We start from the raw sequence: 15,171 nt of genomic DNA, 5'->3' as shown, positions 1-15,171 counted from the left end.
CGGAGGAGTTCTTTTTGGGGCCGGAGGAAGTTTTGGATTTCAATTCCTCCGTCGCCTTTGGCGACGAAATCTGACGGCAAAAGTCGTCATGTGATGGCTTCCAGATGATGGCGAAGGCCAAAACAACCCGCGATGCCGCCCCGACTTGAAAAATGGCGGCGGAGGAATTGGCCCGCTCTTTCCGCCTCGGTGATGTCGGAGGAGTTCTTTTTGGGGCCGGAGGAAGTTTTGGATTTCAATTCCTCCGTCGCCTTTGGCGACCGGAAATCTGACAGCAAAAGTCGTCATGGGATGGCTTCCAGATGATGGCGAAGGCCAAAACGACCCGCGATGCCGCCCCGACTTGAAAAATGGTGGCGGAGGAATTGGACCGCTCTATCCGCCTCGGTGATGCCGGACGAGTTCTTTTTGGGGCCGGAGGAAGTTTTGGATTTCAATTCCTCCGACGCCTTTGGCGACGGGAAATCTGACGGCGAAATGTCATGGGTTGGCTTCCAAAAGCCCAAGATGGCGCAAGATGAGGCGCTCCAGCAGGACGATGAGGGCGTTCATGTCCGCGTCGAGCCGAGGCCGGAGGAGATAGAGTTCTTCGGAAGGCTTGAAATGCGTCGCCACGCCGAGTGCGTAGCCCGTCGCTCGCAGCCCGATTTCTGGATCAACGGTGTGCCGGCGGCAATGCCCGACGCCTTCCGGCGTTGACAGAAAACGCCCGAGCGAACAATGCGCGAGCGCGGCGCGAAAGGCCTTCTCGAAGGCGAGCGGCGACATCGTGGCGGGCAGCGTGACGACGATGGAGCGTTCCGTCAATTGCACGGGGCTGCGCTTTGATGTCGTCAGGGAGGAGGTGATGAAGGATGCGAACCAGTCGGTCGCAAAATCGGGGTCCGTGCGATAAGCGCCGCCTTCCCGCCAGGAGGCGGCATATTTTTCGGTTTTGAGGTCATCGATGCGCTTGCGAATGGAGCCAATCGCGGTCGATCCGAACTTGAAGGCCGGCAATAAAATCAGCTGAGATAGCCGCCGAAGTCCGGCTCCAGCCGTTGCATAGATTTCGATTTGCTCTCCTGGCTGAAATATTGCCTGAAATCGATCGCCATCGAACACATCGGAGGGGCGCACGGCGACGCCGGGAGGAAGCGGTCGGGGAAGTTCCGTGCCTATGAATCGCGGTTTTCCGCTCTGCGTAGGCTTTAAGATGGAGGCGGGCGGCGTGCCCGTTTCGGAGGACCCTAACTGTGCCAGCAAGGTCAGAGCTTCAATCGCACGCAACAAGATGTCTTGATTGGCGACCGCAAAGCGTTGAATCGCGTCCGCATCTGGCGCCAAGGAGGCGTTCTCGATGGATGAATAGAGGTTGGAGGGAGTTTTCATGGGTATTTTCTTTCAAGGTTGATAACTGCAAAGCCTCCTTCCGATTCGCGCACGAAGTGCGCGACGGAACTACTAAAATTAGGGACAGGACTTTTTCGGGGGTTTGTTATGGAGAGCTTCAGGAAAAATAAAATTGGAAACAAGAATTGTTAAATTGGATAGAATATATGATCCTTATTCGAGGAGATAGAAGGCGCGCACTACGTTAATCGAGTGTCAAAATTTACGAAACTAATCGTGAGATATTGTTCGCGTTGGAAAATACCGCAGCGCGCTCTGACGCGATCGCCATGTGCGCGGAGGCTTATCCCGTTGTCCCAGGTGATCGCTACGATGGCCCAAGCCGCCATCTTAGAAGCGCCCGAGGCCGGATGAAATTTCCTGATCGCGGGACTTCGCACGATCAGGTTTTCGCGTCCCGTGGCGCCCCTGTCGACTCACAGATGCCTGAGGGGCGGGACCGAGTACCCTGGGACAACGGGATAAGCCTCTGTGCGCGGGCTTGCCAGAAATTGATTTGCTTCAGAAATCTCACGGTCGCCCGATTTTAGGGAAACTCATCGCGCCAAAATTCATGCGCCCGTAATCTTTGCGCAGATATCCCGCCTCGCGACGCGCTGCAAGCTGATGTAGAACTTGGGGGCCGTTTGCAATTCGGCATGCCCGAGCATTTCGGAGATGGCGGCGTCCGGCGCCCCGATGCCTCTCAGTACGTCGGCGCCGGCGCGCCGGACGAGATGCGGATTCATATGAACGTCGGCCGCGCGGCGGATCGTGCGGATAAACCCGAGATAGCCGCCGCCGTAACCAAGCGCCGTGCGTTGCCGGTCAATCCAAAAAATGTCGCTTGTTTCACCTTGCAACAATTCGGGCCGAATGATGTCGAGATAAAAATCGACATAGGTCTGCAGAACATGGGGAATTCTGCGCAAGATTTTTTTGTGTCTTTTTGATTTCCAGTTGATCACAAGTATTTCATAGGGAGTATTGGTCGTTCTTTCGAAGAAAGTTTTCCCGATTTTTGCATCCAACATGTTGCCCATTCGCAGGAGGAGCAAAGCTAGAATTGCGACGAACAGGCCGTCGCGGTAGTCCACGCACGCTTGCGGAATATAAGGCCGCCGGCTGTTCTTTCGGCGCCACTCCTTCAGGTCCTTTTGGGCTTGTTTCATCGCCGAGATTCCGATTTCCCGAACGGCCTTCGTGGATAATGGGGACGGTTTGGGCGCCGAGGCGACGTAGCCGATCGATTCGATCAAATCCAGTTGCCAAACCGGGGTGTCTTCCCCGGTCAGTGCCTTGTGCACCCTCATCAGGCGAGTCAGGTAGTCCCGTTGTGTCCGCTTTTGCTCATTCGTTTTGTTCGGCAAAAACGAGCAGAACTCTTTCAGGCTCTGCTCGCCGAACCGGTCTTTCAAGGGCAGGCCCAAAAGGTCGGGGCGCCGCTGTTTGACGAACGCCATATAGCGCTCCGTAGCGAAGAGGACATTGCGATGCTGGTCACGATCGATGGCCAGATCGCCGCAGTCTCCTGGCGAGTCGGCGAATTCGCCGTCGGGCGCGCCGGCGAGGTCATCGGGAATTGCTCCCATGAACGCGCGTCGATCCTCCTGTTTCCAGTCATCGTATGAAAAGCTGACTTCGCGCGCGAAGCCGGGTCGGATTTTGGTCAACATGCAACCTCCTTGTCAGATTCCATATTCGCTGTGAGAGAGGAGTAGGATTTTTTTAAACCCTGCTCCTCAAGACGATGCGGGAAGCGATCGCCGAAGGTTTGGACGAGGCCGTTTAGTCAACGCCGCGAAGTCGCCGGGCCGCGCTGACGACTCGCGCGGAACGTCAACACTGGGAGGGTGCAATCCTGGCGGCGCGGGACATCACTCGTCGTCCTCGTCCGGGGCCGGATTTTCCTCGAGGATGGTTTCGAGTTTGTCGGCGGCGTCGGCGCCTTTAAAGACGCCGAACCTCGAATCCAGATTGACGAGCTGCTTGATTCCCAGAATGGCGGCGATGTCCTCGCGGGAGACATTCCCGCGGTACATTCCTGCGACGACGGCGATGCGGAGCATTTCAGGTGTGACTTTTATACCGATCGATTTGCCGAACTTCGCGACGCCGTTCGGGAACGCTGCCGCCGACTTCTCTTCGCCGTCGCGATGGCCGAGCAGCCAGACCGGCGGTTCGCCGGTGCGGCGCCAGAACGCCAACCAGTAGGCGTCGATCAGCGCGGTGGTTTCGGCAGTCATCTCCTCTTCGAGGCTCGTCGCGGTGTGCAGCGCTTGGACGAGTTCGGGACGTTCGATGCTGATCTTGCCGGGGATCTTCCGCGGGGGGCCGGCGAACTTGACCTTCATGACGTCGCCGCGTTTGAAGCAAGTCACGAGGACGACCAGGATCGCCACGGCGATCTGCGCGCGTTCGAGATCATGCGGTCCGCCGAGGCCGGCGACAAATTCCCTGATCACGGCCCGGGCATGGCTGGCGATCTTGCGCAGGACTTCGGTGCTGATCTTTCCGACGGCCTCGATCTTCTCGCCGGGGATCTCGTTGGAGCGCTTGACGCCTTTTTTATGGACGCCTTTCAGCCACTTGGCGAGCTTGGGATCTTTCAGAACCTTTCGCGCATTCTGCACGCCGATTTCGAGAAGTTTTGAGCGATTGTGAACGCCCGAGGATGTCGGATCCTGTGGATTTCCGTCGGTATCGCCCCAGTTGGCGTTTTTCATCGCGCGCAGGCTGTTTTTGGACCAGATTTGAAACAGTCGGGCGATGCCACCCTTACCGAGTTCGCCCTCCGCCAGCGCGATCATGCGCAGGAGGAAATTTTTGCGGGAGATTTGCGAGGCGCTGGTCGCATTCGGCATACAGAGGGCGAAATGTTCATGGAAGTCATCCTTGAACGCCTGCGGCAGGTTCGCATACTGGTCCTTGCGCGGCGTCTGGCGTTTCTGCGGCGCGGCCAGCGAGGGAAGGGGAAACGTGCTTCCGTTGCGGCGCAACTTCGCAACGATCGAGCGAATGCGCTCGACTTTCACGTCGACCGACTGTCGACCGGCGGCTTCGTAGGCGGCGCCAAAGGCGAGCAAATCGGCTTCGGTGACGTCGAGAACATCTTTGCCGCGACGCGTGCTCCACGATGCCAATTTGGTAAAAGCGTAGTAGCTTTCCTTGTCGACGGCGCGAAGCAGGATTTGCCAGAGAGGGAGAAGGCTAGTTAGGTCGACACGGAGGTCGAATTCGCTCACATTATGCTCGTTCATTGAATTTTCCTTTGGCTTGATCCTCGTCAGAGGCTTAATTGGTATTATTTTCGGGGTTGCAGACTCGTCACTTCCTTAAACTCCGGTTGCGGATCGTTCGTAACGACTCCTTAAGCGACTCAAGGCGGCGCACGCGGACGCGGGCCGCAGCGTGGCGGACGCCCCGGTTTTGCCGGTTGATTTTTTGCGAGAGTCTTAGAGTTGGTTCCCGCGAGGCCGGATTGCGTCGCGTTCAGCCGACGGCGTGATCTTTTCGCACCGCCGCCGGTCTGAAACGTTGACGCCCATTCGCGCACGGCGACGGGGTCGAACCGCACGATTCCACGCACACGGATTACCGGGAGACCGGCTTCCTCAAGCGCATAAGTGTGACGTTCGCTGCATTGAAAGAATGCGGCGATGTCGTCACGGGTAAGAAAAGGGGCTAAAGGAGCATCTGGTGTGGGCGCCACAGGCAAGGATCATCGTTGGCTGGTTTCCCAGCTTGTCCGATGAGCCGCGCTCTACACGGTGCTCAACTCGTTTCCGAATCTTCAGATCCGGTCTACGAAACATCCACCGCGCCTACGGTGGAAAAAGACATCGCGCTCTCGTTGCGTTTTAGGTGATGTCTCCGCTATTATCAGCACACTGGTTCGCTGGACGCAATAGGGTAATTAAGCAATGGCCATCAATTCGGCGACAAAGAAGAAAATTGGCTTGTTCGCGGGTCGCCAAGTTGCCGAGGTCATGCGTGGCGAAAGGCATTTGCCGACTGAATACGAATGGCTGTCGCGGCTAATTGCAATGTGCCCTCCAGACCGGCGTGAGGCGATGGCCAAATACGCTGAACGGCGTCTCGACCGCCACACCGTGCGCCGTGCAATCGACCTCGCGACGGATAAATGGCATCCTGGTTGGGACACATGGCGTACCAAAGCGTTGGCATGGTTCCTTGATCAGGCGTCTGTGCGAAAAATGAAATTTTCCAAGAAAAAGTCAGCTGTGACTGATCGCCGAACACGACTCCGTTTGCCTTAAACGACGGAAGCTTTGATTGGTGATGAGTCTTCCGCAGCCCACCTGCGGCACGATGCGGCGTTTTTTGGGGCGATCGGGTCCATCAGCGATGTGCGGCTTAGAGAGTTGATAACGGCCCATTCATTTTGCATTCGTTCGGCTCGTCGCGACCCCTTAGAGATTTTCATCGATCTCGCTACCAAGATCTCGACGCGGCGGAAAGCTGCCTTAGCACCATCGCCCGGTTTTGACCCTGAGCGGACAGTCGTCGACCTTTCCCGGCGCCTCCATCAGCGCCAGAAAGCTGACATTCGCTTTGGGTGCCCGCTGCGAGAATGAGGCGTGGCCGGGGAGAACTTCGTTGATGACGGTAAAGACCACCGGTCCGATCGAGAACGCGAAACACTTGATCGGGTCGATGGCGCGTGTGCTCACCTTGCGCAATGTCTTCGCGATGGCATTGATCATCGCCGAGGAGTTTACCGGCACTCCCCGAGAAAAGCGGGATCGCCATCGGCATGGACGGCAGGGACTCCTGGCGCGACAAAGTGTTCCTCGGGCGGCGCGGAGAATTCGAATTTGGAACGAGGGTCGCGCCGCCGCCCGCGCGCCGCCGCGAAAGCATTCCGCGCCGCCGTTGTCAGACTCGCTCGATTAGGCGGCCCCTGAAGAACAACTCGCCATGATCCGAAGGATCCTCGCCGACCAAGCGAAAGACGCTATCGAGATTCACAAGTTCCGCACGCGCGCTGCGGGCAGGGCGACGTTCATCGATTTTCATCTCGTTGTGCCCGGCGACATGACCGTCGCCAGATCGCACGCAATCTGCGATCGAATCGAAGACGCGCTGATGGACTCGCTGACGGAAGCCGTCGTCACCATTCACGTCGAACCGGACGATAAAGCCGAACATGGCGTGATGAATGGCGCCATCGCGGTCGCGCCAACGGCGGCGTAATAGGTTGGTCCGTCAGAGCCGAAGCTCGGCGCGCAGGCCACCGAGTTCGCTTTGCCCGATCATGAACTGGCCGTTGTGAAGCTGGGCGAGATCGGCGACGATCCCAAGGCCTATGCCCGTACCCGGCGCGTCCACGTCGAGCCGCGCGCCCCTGGCCAGGACATCGTCCACCCTGTCGGGCGGAACGCCGGGGCCATCGTCGTCGACGGCCACGACTACAAAACCGTCCTCGCGTCGCGCCGACACCTTCACCTGACCCCGCGCCCATTTCCTTGCATTGTCGAGCAGGTTGCCGGCGATTTCCTCCAGGTCGCGTGGGTCGATGGACAATTCCAGGCTCTCCGGCGCCGTCTCAACCTCCCAGATCAACTCGTCGCCGCGCGGCAGCCGCCGCATCACGCCGACCAACCGCGCCAGCAGCGGCTTGACTGGCGTGCGGAGCGCGACCGGCCGCCTTGGCCCCACCGCGCGCGCGGCGGCCAGCGTGCGGGTGACATGGGCGTTCATCAAGCCGATTTCGCGATCCAGACTGTCCGCTGCGCCGGTTTCGCCGCGCGCGCGCAAGGTGCGCGCCTCGGTGGAGAGCACGGCGAGCGGCGTCTTGAGGCCATGCGCCAGCTTGGCCGCGTTGGCCCGCGCGCGCTCTATGGCCTGCGCCTGCGCCTCCATCAGCGCGTTGAGATCGCCGACCAGTCCTTCGATTTCGTGCGGAAAACGCCCGTTCAGCTTTTCGCTGGCGCCTGCGCGAAAATCGTCGAGTTGGCGGCGCAAGTCGCCGAGCGGCGCCAACCCCATGCGAACCTGTCCCCATGACGCCAGCGCCATCAAGGCGGCCAGAATCGCCAGCGACGGCGCTAGAACCTTGATGAAATCCCGCCTCGCCTCGTTGACCGCGCATTGCTCGCAGGCGACGGCGACGACAAAGCGGCGTTCGCCTTCAGGCGCCGGCAGGACGACGCCGCGCTCGACGACAATGAGCCATTTGGCCTTCGGGCCGCGCAATTCGCGCACCTGCCGCGCCCCGGCGGCGATCTCGTCGCCCAACGGAATCGACTCGTCCCACAGCGATCGCGACCGAAGGATCGCCGAGCCTTTTTCCGACACTTGCCAATAGAGACCCGACAGCGGGCGCAGGAACTGGGGATCGGAAAGCTCGCCTGACAGCGACGCCCGGCCGTCCGCTTCCGGCTTCAACAGTGTCGCGATTTGCAGAAGATGGTCGTCCAGTTCCTTGATCAAACGGCCGCGCACATGGCTGTCGAAGGCCGCGACGATGACGAAGCCGGCGATCGCCAGCGCGACGACAATCCCGAGCGTGGCAGCGATCAGGAGACGCAAGCGCAGCGAGTTCATTACGTCCGCTCGCCCGGTTCGCCCAGTTCGCCGACATAATAGCCGTAGCCGCGCCGGGTCTTGATGAAGTCGTCGCCGAGCTTGCGCCGGATCCGCGCCACCAGCACTTCAATGGCGTTGGCGTTGCGCTCGAAATCCTGGGCGTAAATATGCTCCGTCAGTTCGATCTGGGGCACGGCGCGGCCGACATGATGCATAAGGTAATGGACCAACCGATATTCCATCGGCGACAGGTCCACCGGGACGCCGCCCAGCAGCACGCGCGAAATGCGGGTGTCGATCGCCACGTCGCCCAGACTCAGCGTGGCGCTGCCGTGTCCGGTCGCGCGTCGCAGCAGCGCGCGGACGCGCGCCATGAATTCCTCGATGCGAAACGGTTTCACCAGATAGTCGTCGGCGCCGGCGTCGATGCATTCGACCTTCTCCGACCAGCCATCGCGCGCGGTGAGGATCAAGACCGGCAGGGCGCGGCCATCGGCGCGCCAGCGTTTCAGCACCTGCGTCCCGTCGAGCTTCGGCAGGCCGAGATCGAGCACGGCGAGGTCGAAATCCTCGGTGTCGCCGAGGAACCAGGCCGCCTCGCCGTCACGCGCCAATTCCGCCACATGGCCGGCGGCCACAAGGGCGCGGCGGAGTTCCTCTCCAACCTTGCTTTCGTCTTCGACCACCAGAATGCGCATGGCTTTCGTCAACGCCTTTTGTCACGGCTCTTGGGCGGCTGCGCCGTCCTTCGCATCCGCGCGATAGTCACGATAGCGCCCGTCGCGCCCAAGCGCCTTGATCCTGTACAAGAACCGCCGTCCGTCCGATTCGAGAGCCACCTCGATGATCTCGCCCTCGACGGCGGGCTGCATGCGGCCGAGCACGTCGTGAAAAGCCAGGATCTCGCCATGGCGAACGAGCTCGCGCGCTTGCTCGGGCGACACCGGCTCAGCCCGCCCCCGCGAAGCGACGCAGAGCGCGACGGCGACAGCGGCGACGAGACTCCAATGCGATCCAGTCATGGTCTGTCCTCGGGCAGTGGGGAAGCAGTATCCGCCCTCGAAGCTTGCAAATAGCTGTCGATGCGCGTCAGCCGATTGTCATGCGCGCAGTGTTAGGGTTCTCAGACTGTCGGGGGCAGTCATTTTCGACAAGGAGCGTGTCATGAAAATCAGCATAATGGCCCTGATCGCGGTCGCAATGCTTGCCTCTGCGCCGATGGCCTGGGCCCAGCGCGGCCCGGTCGCCGCCGCCTGCGCCAGCGACATCGAACACTACTGCAAGGGTCTGCCTCATGTGAACCGGGCGGTTCGCCAATGCCTTGAGAAAAACAAGGACAATGTCGCCGCCGCCTGCCGCCAGGCGCTGGAGTCCACCGGCGGCGGCCGCGGTTGCGCCGCAGGCGGCGGGTGCGGAGGCGCGCGGCAATCCCAATAGTTGGGGCTGCGTGAGAAGCGCATGCCGTCGCGTCGGTCGGTTCCCGGGACGCCCTGCGCGCGTTGATGACGCGCTGCGCGCCGGGGCAAGGCGGCGAACCGCAACACATTCAAACAAATATGCAAAATCGTTGTGGGACCGCTGCGCGAGGTTTGAATGGCCTTCCTGGAGTCGGGCTCCCGCCACGCATCAGTCGAGAGGGCGAAATCATGAAAATCTCAGTGCGCAACGTCTTTTCCGGCCCGGCGCTGCTGCTGACGAACAGGGAGGCCGCATGAACCTCGCCGTTTCCGCCCAGGTCTATGCTGCGAAATCGCCCGCCGTCTGGATCGCGGCGAAGGCGGGCGCCTCGTGCACTGGTTCGTGCTCTATTGGCGGCGCGAAGATTTTTCCGGCTGGCTCGTCGCAAGACTGCAGCTGACGCCGGGCTGCAATCTGGCGGAAGCGGCGCGCTTCTTTGAGATGTGCGCGGGATCGGGCGAGCCTTCGATGCGCTTGCGAATGGCCGCTACGATTTGAGTCGGGCTGCACTTGGCCTGTTCTTGCGCTTGCGGCGCATCGCTGCAGAGCATCGTCGTAGAGCTTGACGAACTGGGCGTAGTCGACGTCGCTGCCGAAGGCGTCTTCAACCGCGTCAAGGTATGGCCTGTGGCCGTCCGTGGTAAGCTGGACAGGTTGGCCAGCCACGCTTTCAGATCGTCCATCAGAATGGCGGCTGGCCGCAAAACGATTCTTGATTCGTCGTCGTGCGCGCTCGGGACGGACACCCCCGGAAAGTTCAAACTTCTACTGCCACACCGGCAGAGCCGGGGGATCTCCCCAATGGTTTGGCCCCATCCTTTCCCGAATTTATATCCAGCGGCGAAGGGAAAACGTAGGAGCCCGTCCAGTCATGACATAGTCGGCGAAACTACCCGCGCCGAAAATTACAACGCCCAGTATCACTGTCGCGAACGATTCCTTAAGAGTAATGTCGGGGGCGATATTACCAGAAATATATTGTCTAATTGGCCATCCAATAGCCATTCCAAGGCATATCCAAAGGCTCATTACCCCAACAAAATTTAATACATTTCCAAACCTGTTCAACATAAATTTCTCCTGGCTGCAACAATGGGAAAGGGGGGGCTTGACGATATGGTTAGCCCGGATAATTCACGGCAGGTTGGTGGATGTACCTTAAGCATTTAAGACGGCGTGGGGTTTGGTTGTCTACTCCTATCCGCGCCGTTTCCGAGAGGCCACATCCGCGATGAACGATGCTATGCTGCCATTGCCCGGCTTGTCACCTTTCTCCGGCAAATCCGTTGTGGCCGCATTCGACGGAGGCCTCCTGTTGTCGGACGGCGGCGTTCTGGTGTTGCGCGAAGCCGAAAGATTCTTCGTGTCTCGCCGACGCGAGCGCTTGCGATCTGATCGTTTTGGACTCGCATGGCAGCAACGACTTCGCAACGCTTGCCCTCGGTAGCGTGACGCAAAAGGGTGCTTGCGAAAGCGAATGCGAAGTTGAAGTTGCCATTATTGGTCACCTGTTCACCACGATCAGATGCTACTTTTTTTTATGAGCAAACAGGGAAATGACGATGAAATTGCGAGCAATCATAGCAGGACTAGTTGCTTCTGTGTTTCTTTCGGGCGCAAACGGCGAGGCTCAGGCTGAAGGGCCTTGGCGCGCCCATGAAGAAAACACGCGCGGCTGGATGCTGATGTCGCCAGGGGAGAGGATCGAGCATCAGACGAAGATCAGGTCCTTCAAGGATTACGACGATTGCCACGCCTACCAAGTCGCGCATCACCGACTGATGCAGGAAAGAGCCGAAGGACGAGGACTGAAATTGCCTGAAACTGGTCGAGACGTCTGCTTGCGGTTGCTGTCGTCGCCCGATCATCGAAATTGAACGCGCTGGCGGACCGCGATGCAAAACTTGGCCAAATTGTCGGCGCCCATTTTGAGCCTTTCCTTTGTGGCGGGCCTCGTACTCTGGGCTTATCCCGAGGGTGCAGCGCCGGCTCGACAAATCGGAATTATCCTGGGTTGGGTCGGTTGCGGAATGCTACTTGCCAGCCTCTTCTTAGCTCTGCGCGAGCCGCGTTTGACGAACCTGCTTGGCGGCGTGGAAAATATGTACTGGTGGCATCACCGTCTCGGCCTAGCGGCTTACGTGGCTCTACTGGCGCATCCGCTATTGCTTGCCGGCGCCTCGCTGCCAAAGGCTCCGCAGGAGGCCTGGGAGCTTTTGTCGCCCTTCACCGAGAGTTGGCCGGTCTGGATGGGATGGCTGTCGTTGCTTTTGCTGATGGCGGGTCTTGGCGCGACCTTTGCCACTCGTCTCCCCTATCGGATTCGCCGTCCCCTCCATGCCGGGTTGGGCATTGCTACGTCGGTCGGGCTGATCCATCTCCTTCTGTTGGGCATAGATGAACCGGTCGAACCTCTTCTCCTCGCCAGCCTTGCGCTGCTCGCGTGGCGCTTCATTCGAGAGGATTGGGGCGTTGGCGCGTCTCCCTATGTCGTCCAGTCGATTTCGCGCGTCTCCCCCAACGTCGTCGAAATCAGTCTCGCGCCTCTCGGCGAGCCGCTCGCGGCGAAGCCCGGCCAATTTGTCCTTGTGGCTTTTCAGTCTGGCCGGCGGTTTAAAGGCTGTTGCGAGTTTCACCCTTTCACGGTGAGTTCGATCGACGGGGCTTCCGGTTTACGCGTAGCGGTAAAAGCGCTTGGCGACTGCACGCGCAATATTCAATCCATCGAACCGGGCGTTCCTGCGCGAGTCCAAGGTGCATTTGGCGAATTTCTAGGCAATCCGGCCTCAACGCCGCAATATTGGATCGCCGGCGGCATCGGAATTACGCCTTTTCTGGCTTTGCTGCGCGCCGGTCGTTTGGATCGACCCACCACTCTGATCTATCTCTATCGCTCCGAAGGCGACGCGCTCTTTGTTGACGAATTGAACGCGATCGCCGCAAACCTGCCTAATTTGGCTCTGCGGCTCAGGGCGACGGGCGACGAACCGATCGATCCCGAGAGCGTTCTTCCCCCAGGCGAGGACGTCGCCAAAGCGGAGTTCTGGCTTTGCGGGCCACCACCGATGATTGAATTACTTGCAGGCTTTCTTCGTCGACGAGGCCTTACCAATCGTTGGATGCATTTCGAAAATTTCGGGGCTCTGTGATGCCAAAAATCTATATTGTTGCGACGGCTACATTCTGGATTTTCGTGAGCGGCCTGTGGCTTGCCGGACTTTCGGCGCCAAAGACGCTCGCTGAAACCAGTGTGCCCGTGGAGAAGGGCTATTCCCTCACCGACGTTGCAGCCCATGCTTCGCCCAGTGACTGCTGGATGACCATTCAGGGCAAAGTCTATGACGTGACGGGCTATCTGCCCGATCATCCGTCCCGGCCCGAAGTGATCGAAGCCTGGTGCGGCAAGGATGGGTCAAAAGCCTATGACACCAAGACCAAGGGTCGCCGCCATTCCGAAGCGGCGGATCGGTTGCTGGAAGGCTATTTCATCGGCGACCTTAAACAGACGACGCCATAGCGTGCCTCGCGAGTTCCGGCTGCGCTGCGCGAGTCATTTCGGGGACCTTGGGGATGTCCGCAAGGCGCGTGGTTAAGATTGCTGACGCCTTCGATCGACACTCCCAAAACATAGATATGAAATGTAGGTTTTGACTCAGGTCAATGTAATCAGTGGGGCGCATACATAAATTGTCGGCCGCAAGAGCGAGGCTGGCCGGGAGCCCTCCTTTGCGCGATCTAAAGTCAAAAATTTTATGACAAGGAAGCGATGATGTCGCCAAAACCTGTTTTTTTCGCGGCGCTGGCGATCATGCTGATGCTGCTCGCTCCAGCTTCCGCCGAAAACCGGGGCTCACCGGAACTCAAGGGCAAAGCGGCCGAACTGATCCAGGATTATGCCGGCAAGCTCAAGGCGGCGCTGGGCGCGGCTATGCAGTCGCAGGGCCCTGAGGGCGCGCTGGAGGTCTGCAACAAGCAGGCGCCGGCGATCGCGGCTGAGGTCTCCCAGGGCAGCGGCTGGTCGGTCGGGCGCACCAGCCTCAAGCCGCGAAACACGGCCTCCGCCCCCGACGCCTACGAGCGCAACATAATGGAAGCGTTCGACGCCCGAATCGCCAAGGGAGAGAAGGTGGGCGACCTCGTCAGCGCTGAAGTGGTCGAAGGCGACGGCGCCAAAACATTCCGCTTCATCAAGGCGATCCCGACTGGCGAAATGTGCATGACCTGCCATGGCGAAACTGTCGATCCGGGGCTCAAGCAGAAGATCCTCGCGCTCTATCCCGATGACCAGGCGACCGGCTTCAAGGAAGGCGACATGCGCGGCGTTTTCACGTTGAAAAAAATCATCGATGCCGGGGCGCGCTGACCATGCGCGCGTTCCACGCGGCGCTGGTCGCGCTCTTGCTTTTGCCCAGCCCCTCAAACTCGGAAATCCGGCTCGAACACGCCTGGGCGCAAGCCTCGCCGCCAAAGGCCGTGGTAGGTCGCGCCTTTGTCACCATTTTCAACAAGTCCGACGAGACCGAACATCTCATCGGCGTCAGCACCGAGGCCGCGTCAAGCGCCGAAATCAGCGGCATCCGCATCCTGCAAAACGTCCCCAATATGCGCAAGCTGTTCAACATCGACATCCCCCCGCATAGCTCCATCGTCTTCGCGCCCGGCTCCTACCACATCATCCTGCGCAACTTGCGCAAGCCGCTGGTCGCCGGCGATCGGATTGACGGCGAATTGATGTTCAAAAATGCTGGTGCTATCCCGGTCGAATTCCGGGTCGAGGCGGCGGGACAAACAGAGCTTCCGACACGTTGATTTCGTCAACTGGCGTGTGCCGCTTTCCGCGAACGCCCAGGAATGCTGGTTCATGGCCAAGCCGGGGTTTCGAGCGACCATTTAGGGGCGCTGGGGGTTCTGGCCAAAGACGATGTCGCCGGCGGCCCGTCCCAGGAGCGAAATGCCCGCAAGTGCGATGTGCGGGAGCTGAAATTCGCCGGCTTCGAAGGCAAGTTCATGATTGACGTGGAGATACGCGAGAGCCTTTGCTTAGGGCCGCATGCCGGCGCCGATCGTTTCCCGGAATGAAAACCTCCTGCATGATCCCCCCCTCGCGCCGGGTGTTTCTGGCCGCCGTGGCGGGTTTATTCGTCGCGCCCGCGCGCGCGGCTCGCCTGTTCGACATTTACGCCTCCGACGGGACGCCGCTGCGCAATTTCGCCATTGACCCGGCTCTTGCGCCCGGCCGGCTTGCCGGGCTGATCGAAACTGGCGGCGCAGGCCGGCCGCTTCTGGTGGAGTTTTTCGATTACGCCTGCGGCCCCTGCCGCCGCGCCGCGTCGGAGATCGAGGCCTTGCTCGCCTCCGCGCCGGAGTTGCGGTTGGGTCTGGCGCAGCATCCCGTACTTGGGCCAGGGTCGATCGCTACCGCTAAAGTGGCGCTGGCGGCGCAAAATCTTGCCGGCGGCGATTCGGCCTGGCGCCTGCATCGCGCCTTGTTGCAGGCGCCGGGTCCCGCCAGCGTCGAGAAAGCGCTGGCGATTGGGGCCGAGCAGGGGTTGGACGGCGCAAGGCTGAAGCAGGCGTCCGCAAGCGAAAGCGTCGCTGAAATTCTCGCGGCCCATGGACGAAGGGCGTTCGATCTGTCGCTGCCGCAGACGCCCTCATTTGTGCTGGAGGGTTTTGCCCTTGCCGGTTGGCCGGGCGTCGAGCCTATGTTGCATTTCATCGCCGCGCTGAAAAATTGCGGCGGCTTGCAATGTCCGCCGCGATGAAGGATTCTATCCGAGTGTCGGAATA

General features: G+C 60.0%; 17 protein-coding genes and 2 pseudogenes. 11 read left to right on the top strand and 8 right to left on the bottom strand.

The window, feature by feature from the left end:
• Positions 1-480: 480 nt before the first annotated feature.
• From QZY01_RS11565 to QZY01_RS11555, 3 genes are all read right to left on the bottom strand, one after another.
• Positions 481-1,371 (bottom strand): hypothetical protein, encoded by an 891-nt coding sequence (locus QZY01_RS11565; RefSeq protein WP_294537294.1) that lies wholly within the window; start codon positions 1,369-1,371, stop codon positions 481-483.
• 572 nt (positions 1,372-1,943) lie between these two features.
• A complete protein-coding gene (locus QZY01_RS11560) occupies positions 1,944-3,047 on the bottom strand; it encodes a tyrosine-type recombinase/integrase (protein ID WP_294537291.1) in 1,104 nt (367 codons plus the stop codon).
• Positions 3,048-3,248: 201 nt separating this feature from the next.
• Positions 3,249-4,631, bottom strand: a complete 1,383-nt coding sequence (locus tag QZY01_RS11555) for a hypothetical protein (protein WP_294537288.1) — start codon at positions 4,629-4,631, stop codon at positions 3,249-3,251.
• 663 nt (positions 4,632-5,294) lie between these two features.
• Here QZY01_RS11555 and QZY01_RS11550 point away from each other — a divergent pair.
• Positions 5,295-5,651: a hypothetical protein gene (locus QZY01_RS11550; RefSeq protein ID WP_294537286.1), complete on the top strand. Its 357-nt coding sequence runs from the start codon at positions 5,295-5,297 to the stop codon at positions 5,649-5,651.
• Between the two features lie 207 nt (positions 5,652-5,858).
• Here QZY01_RS11550 and QZY01_RS11545 read toward each other — a convergent pair whose 3' ends face one another.
• The gene (locus QZY01_RS11545; RefSeq protein ID WP_294537283.1) at positions 5,859-6,098 is read right to left on the bottom strand and encodes a hypothetical protein; all 240 of its coding nucleotides are present in this window, start codon (positions 6,096-6,098) and stop codon (positions 5,859-5,861) included.
• A 208-nt stretch (positions 6,099-6,306) separates the two neighbouring features.
• Between QZY01_RS11545 and QZY01_RS11540 the strand changes: the two are divergent.
• Positions 6,307-6,588 (top strand): annotated as a pseudogene (locus tag QZY01_RS11540) (cation transporter dimerization domain-containing protein); the annotation flags it as partial.
• A 12-nt stretch (positions 6,589-6,600) separates the two neighbouring features.
• Here the strand turns inward: QZY01_RS11540 and QZY01_RS11535 are convergent.
• Genes QZY01_RS11535 through QZY01_RS11525 form a run of 3 tightly spaced genes read right to left on the bottom strand, consistent with a single transcriptional unit; the run spans position 6,601 to position 8,945 of the window.
• A complete protein-coding gene (locus QZY01_RS11535) occupies positions 6,601-7,941 on the bottom strand; it encodes an ATP-binding protein (RefSeq protein WP_294537280.1) in 1,341 nt (446 codons plus the stop codon).
• Entirely contained in the window at positions 7,941-8,621 is a 681-nt protein-coding gene (locus QZY01_RS11530; RefSeq protein WP_294537277.1) for a response regulator transcription factor, read from the bottom strand. Before QZY01_RS11530 ends, QZY01_RS11535 begins: the two co-directional genes overlap by 1 nt.
• A 21-nt stretch (positions 8,622-8,642) precedes the next feature.
• Positions 8,643-8,945 (bottom strand): hypothetical protein, encoded by a 303-nt coding sequence (locus QZY01_RS11525; protein WP_294537275.1) that lies wholly within the window; start codon positions 8,943-8,945, stop codon positions 8,643-8,645.
• 142 nt (positions 8,946-9,087) lie between these two features.
• Between QZY01_RS11525 and QZY01_RS11520 the strand changes: the two genes are divergently transcribed.
• Together QZY01_RS11520 and QZY01_RS11515 are read left to right on the top strand one after the other, a co-directional pair.
• Positions 9,088-9,360: a cysteine rich repeat-containing protein gene (locus QZY01_RS11520; protein ID WP_294537273.1), complete on the top strand. Its 273-nt coding sequence runs from the start codon at positions 9,088-9,090 to the stop codon at positions 9,358-9,360.
• Between the two features lie 351 nt (positions 9,361-9,711).
• Positions 9,712-9,879, top strand: a complete 168-nt coding sequence (locus tag QZY01_RS11515; RefSeq protein WP_294537297.1) for a hypothetical protein — start codon at positions 9,712-9,714, stop codon at positions 9,877-9,879.
• Between the two features lie 51 nt (positions 9,880-9,930).
• On the opposite strand, the pseudogene QZY01_RS11510 reads toward QZY01_RS11515, so the two are convergent.
• Positions 9,931-10,064 (bottom strand): annotated as a pseudogene (locus tag QZY01_RS11510) (IS1 family transposase); the annotation flags it as partial.
• 879 nt (positions 10,065-10,943) lie between these two features.
• On the opposite strand from QZY01_RS11510, the gene QZY01_RS11505 reads away from it, so the two are divergent.
• From QZY01_RS11505 to QZY01_RS11475, 7 genes are all read left to right on the top strand, one after another.
• Entirely contained in the window at positions 10,944-11,258 is a 315-nt protein-coding gene (locus tag QZY01_RS11505; RefSeq protein ID WP_294537271.1) for a hypothetical protein, read from the top strand.
• A gap of 18 nt (positions 11,259-11,276) precedes the next feature.
• Positions 11,277-12,530: a ferric reductase-like transmembrane domain-containing protein gene (locus tag QZY01_RS11500; RefSeq protein ID WP_294537268.1), complete on the top strand. Its 1,254-nt coding sequence runs from the start codon at positions 11,277-11,279 to the stop codon at positions 12,528-12,530.
• Positions 12,530-12,898, top strand: a complete 369-nt coding sequence (locus QZY01_RS11495; protein WP_294537265.1) for a cytochrome b5-like heme/steroid binding domain-containing protein — start codon at positions 12,530-12,532, stop codon at positions 12,896-12,898. Before QZY01_RS11500 ends, QZY01_RS11495 begins: the two co-directional genes overlap by 1 nt.
• 252 nt (positions 12,899-13,150) lie before the next feature.
• Positions 13,151-13,744, top strand: coding sequence for a DUF3365 domain-containing protein (locus QZY01_RS11490; protein WP_294537262.1), 594 nt, complete (start codon positions 13,151-13,153; stop codon positions 13,742-13,744).
• Positions 13,745-13,746: 2 nt separating this feature from the next.
• Positions 13,747-14,190, top strand: a complete 444-nt coding sequence (locus tag QZY01_RS11485; RefSeq protein WP_294537248.1) for a copper chaperone PCu(A)C — start codon at positions 13,747-13,749, stop codon at positions 14,188-14,190.
• A gap of 42 nt (positions 14,191-14,232) precedes the next feature.
• Positions 14,233-14,460 (top strand): hypothetical protein, encoded by a 228-nt coding sequence (locus tag QZY01_RS11480; RefSeq protein WP_294537245.1) that lies wholly within the window; start codon positions 14,233-14,235, stop codon positions 14,458-14,460.
• A gap of 11 nt (positions 14,461-14,471) precedes the next feature.
• Complete coding sequence (locus QZY01_RS11475; protein ID WP_294537239.1) at positions 14,472-15,146, top strand: DsbA family protein; 675 nt, start codon at positions 14,472-14,474, stop codon at positions 15,144-15,146.
• Positions 15,147-15,171 lie beyond the last annotated feature (25 nt).

The organism is uncultured Rhodoblastus sp., from assembly GCF_903903185.1.
Taxonomy (GTDB): Bacteria; Pseudomonadota; Alphaproteobacteria; order Rhizobiales; family Beijerinckiaceae; genus Rhodoblastus.
This window is presented reverse-complemented; position numbering and strand designations above follow the sequence as displayed.

What these genes read in the sequence shown, in the direction of transcription:
- QZY01_RS11565 (WP_294537294.1), bottom strand. Translation starts at nt 1,371, where the DNA reads ATGAAAACTCCCTCCAACCTCTATTCATCCATCGAGAACGCCTCCTTG.
- QZY01_RS11560 (WP_294537291.1), bottom strand. Translation starts at nt 3,047, where the DNA reads ATGTTGACCAAAATCCGACCCGGCTTCGCGCGCGAAGTCAGCTTTTCA.
- QZY01_RS11555 (WP_294537288.1), bottom strand. Translation starts at nt 4,631, where the DNA reads ATGAACGAGCATAATGTGAGCGAATTCGACCTCCGTGTCGACCTAACT.
- QZY01_RS11550 (WP_294537286.1), top strand. Translation starts at nt 5,295, where the DNA reads ATGGCCATCAATTCGGCGACAAAGAAGAAAATTGGCTTGTTCGCGGGT.
- QZY01_RS11545 (WP_294537283.1), bottom strand. Translation starts at nt 6,098, where the DNA reads ATGATCAATGCCATCGCGAAGACATTGCGCAAGGTGAGCACACGCGCC.
- QZY01_RS11535 (WP_294537280.1), bottom strand. Translation starts at nt 7,941, where the DNA reads ATGAACTCGCTGCGCTTGCGTCTCCTGATCGCTGCCACGCTCGGGATT.
- QZY01_RS11530 (WP_294537277.1), bottom strand. Translation starts at nt 8,621, where the DNA reads ATGCGCATTCTGGTGGTCGAAGACGAAAGCAAGGTTGGAGAGGAACTC.
- QZY01_RS11525 (WP_294537275.1), bottom strand. Translation starts at nt 8,945, where the DNA reads ATGACTGGATCGCATTGGAGTCTCGTCGCCGCTGTCGCCGTCGCGCTC.
- QZY01_RS11520 (WP_294537273.1), top strand. Translation starts at nt 9,088, where the DNA reads ATGAAAATCAGCATAATGGCCCTGATCGCGGTCGCAATGCTTGCCTCT.
- QZY01_RS11505 (WP_294537271.1), top strand. Translation starts at nt 10,944, where the DNA reads ATGAAATTGCGAGCAATCATAGCAGGACTAGTTGCTTCTGTGTTTCTT.
- QZY01_RS11500 (WP_294537268.1), top strand. Translation starts at nt 11,277, where the DNA reads ATGCAAAACTTGGCCAAATTGTCGGCGCCCATTTTGAGCCTTTCCTTT.
- QZY01_RS11495 (WP_294537265.1), top strand. Translation starts at nt 12,530, where the DNA reads ATGCCAAAAATCTATATTGTTGCGACGGCTACATTCTGGATTTTCGTG.
- QZY01_RS11490 (WP_294537262.1), top strand. Translation starts at nt 13,151, where the DNA reads ATGTCGCCAAAACCTGTTTTTTTCGCGGCGCTGGCGATCATGCTGATG.
- QZY01_RS11485 (WP_294537248.1), top strand. Translation starts at nt 13,747, where the DNA reads ATGCGCGCGTTCCACGCGGCGCTGGTCGCGCTCTTGCTTTTGCCCAGC.
- QZY01_RS11480 (WP_294537245.1), top strand. Translation starts at nt 14,233, where the DNA reads ATGCTGGTTCATGGCCAAGCCGGGGTTTCGAGCGACCATTTAGGGGCG.
- QZY01_RS11475 (WP_294537239.1), top strand. Translation starts at nt 14,472, where the DNA reads ATGATCCCCCCCTCGCGCCGGGTGTTTCTGGCCGCCGTGGCGGGTTTA.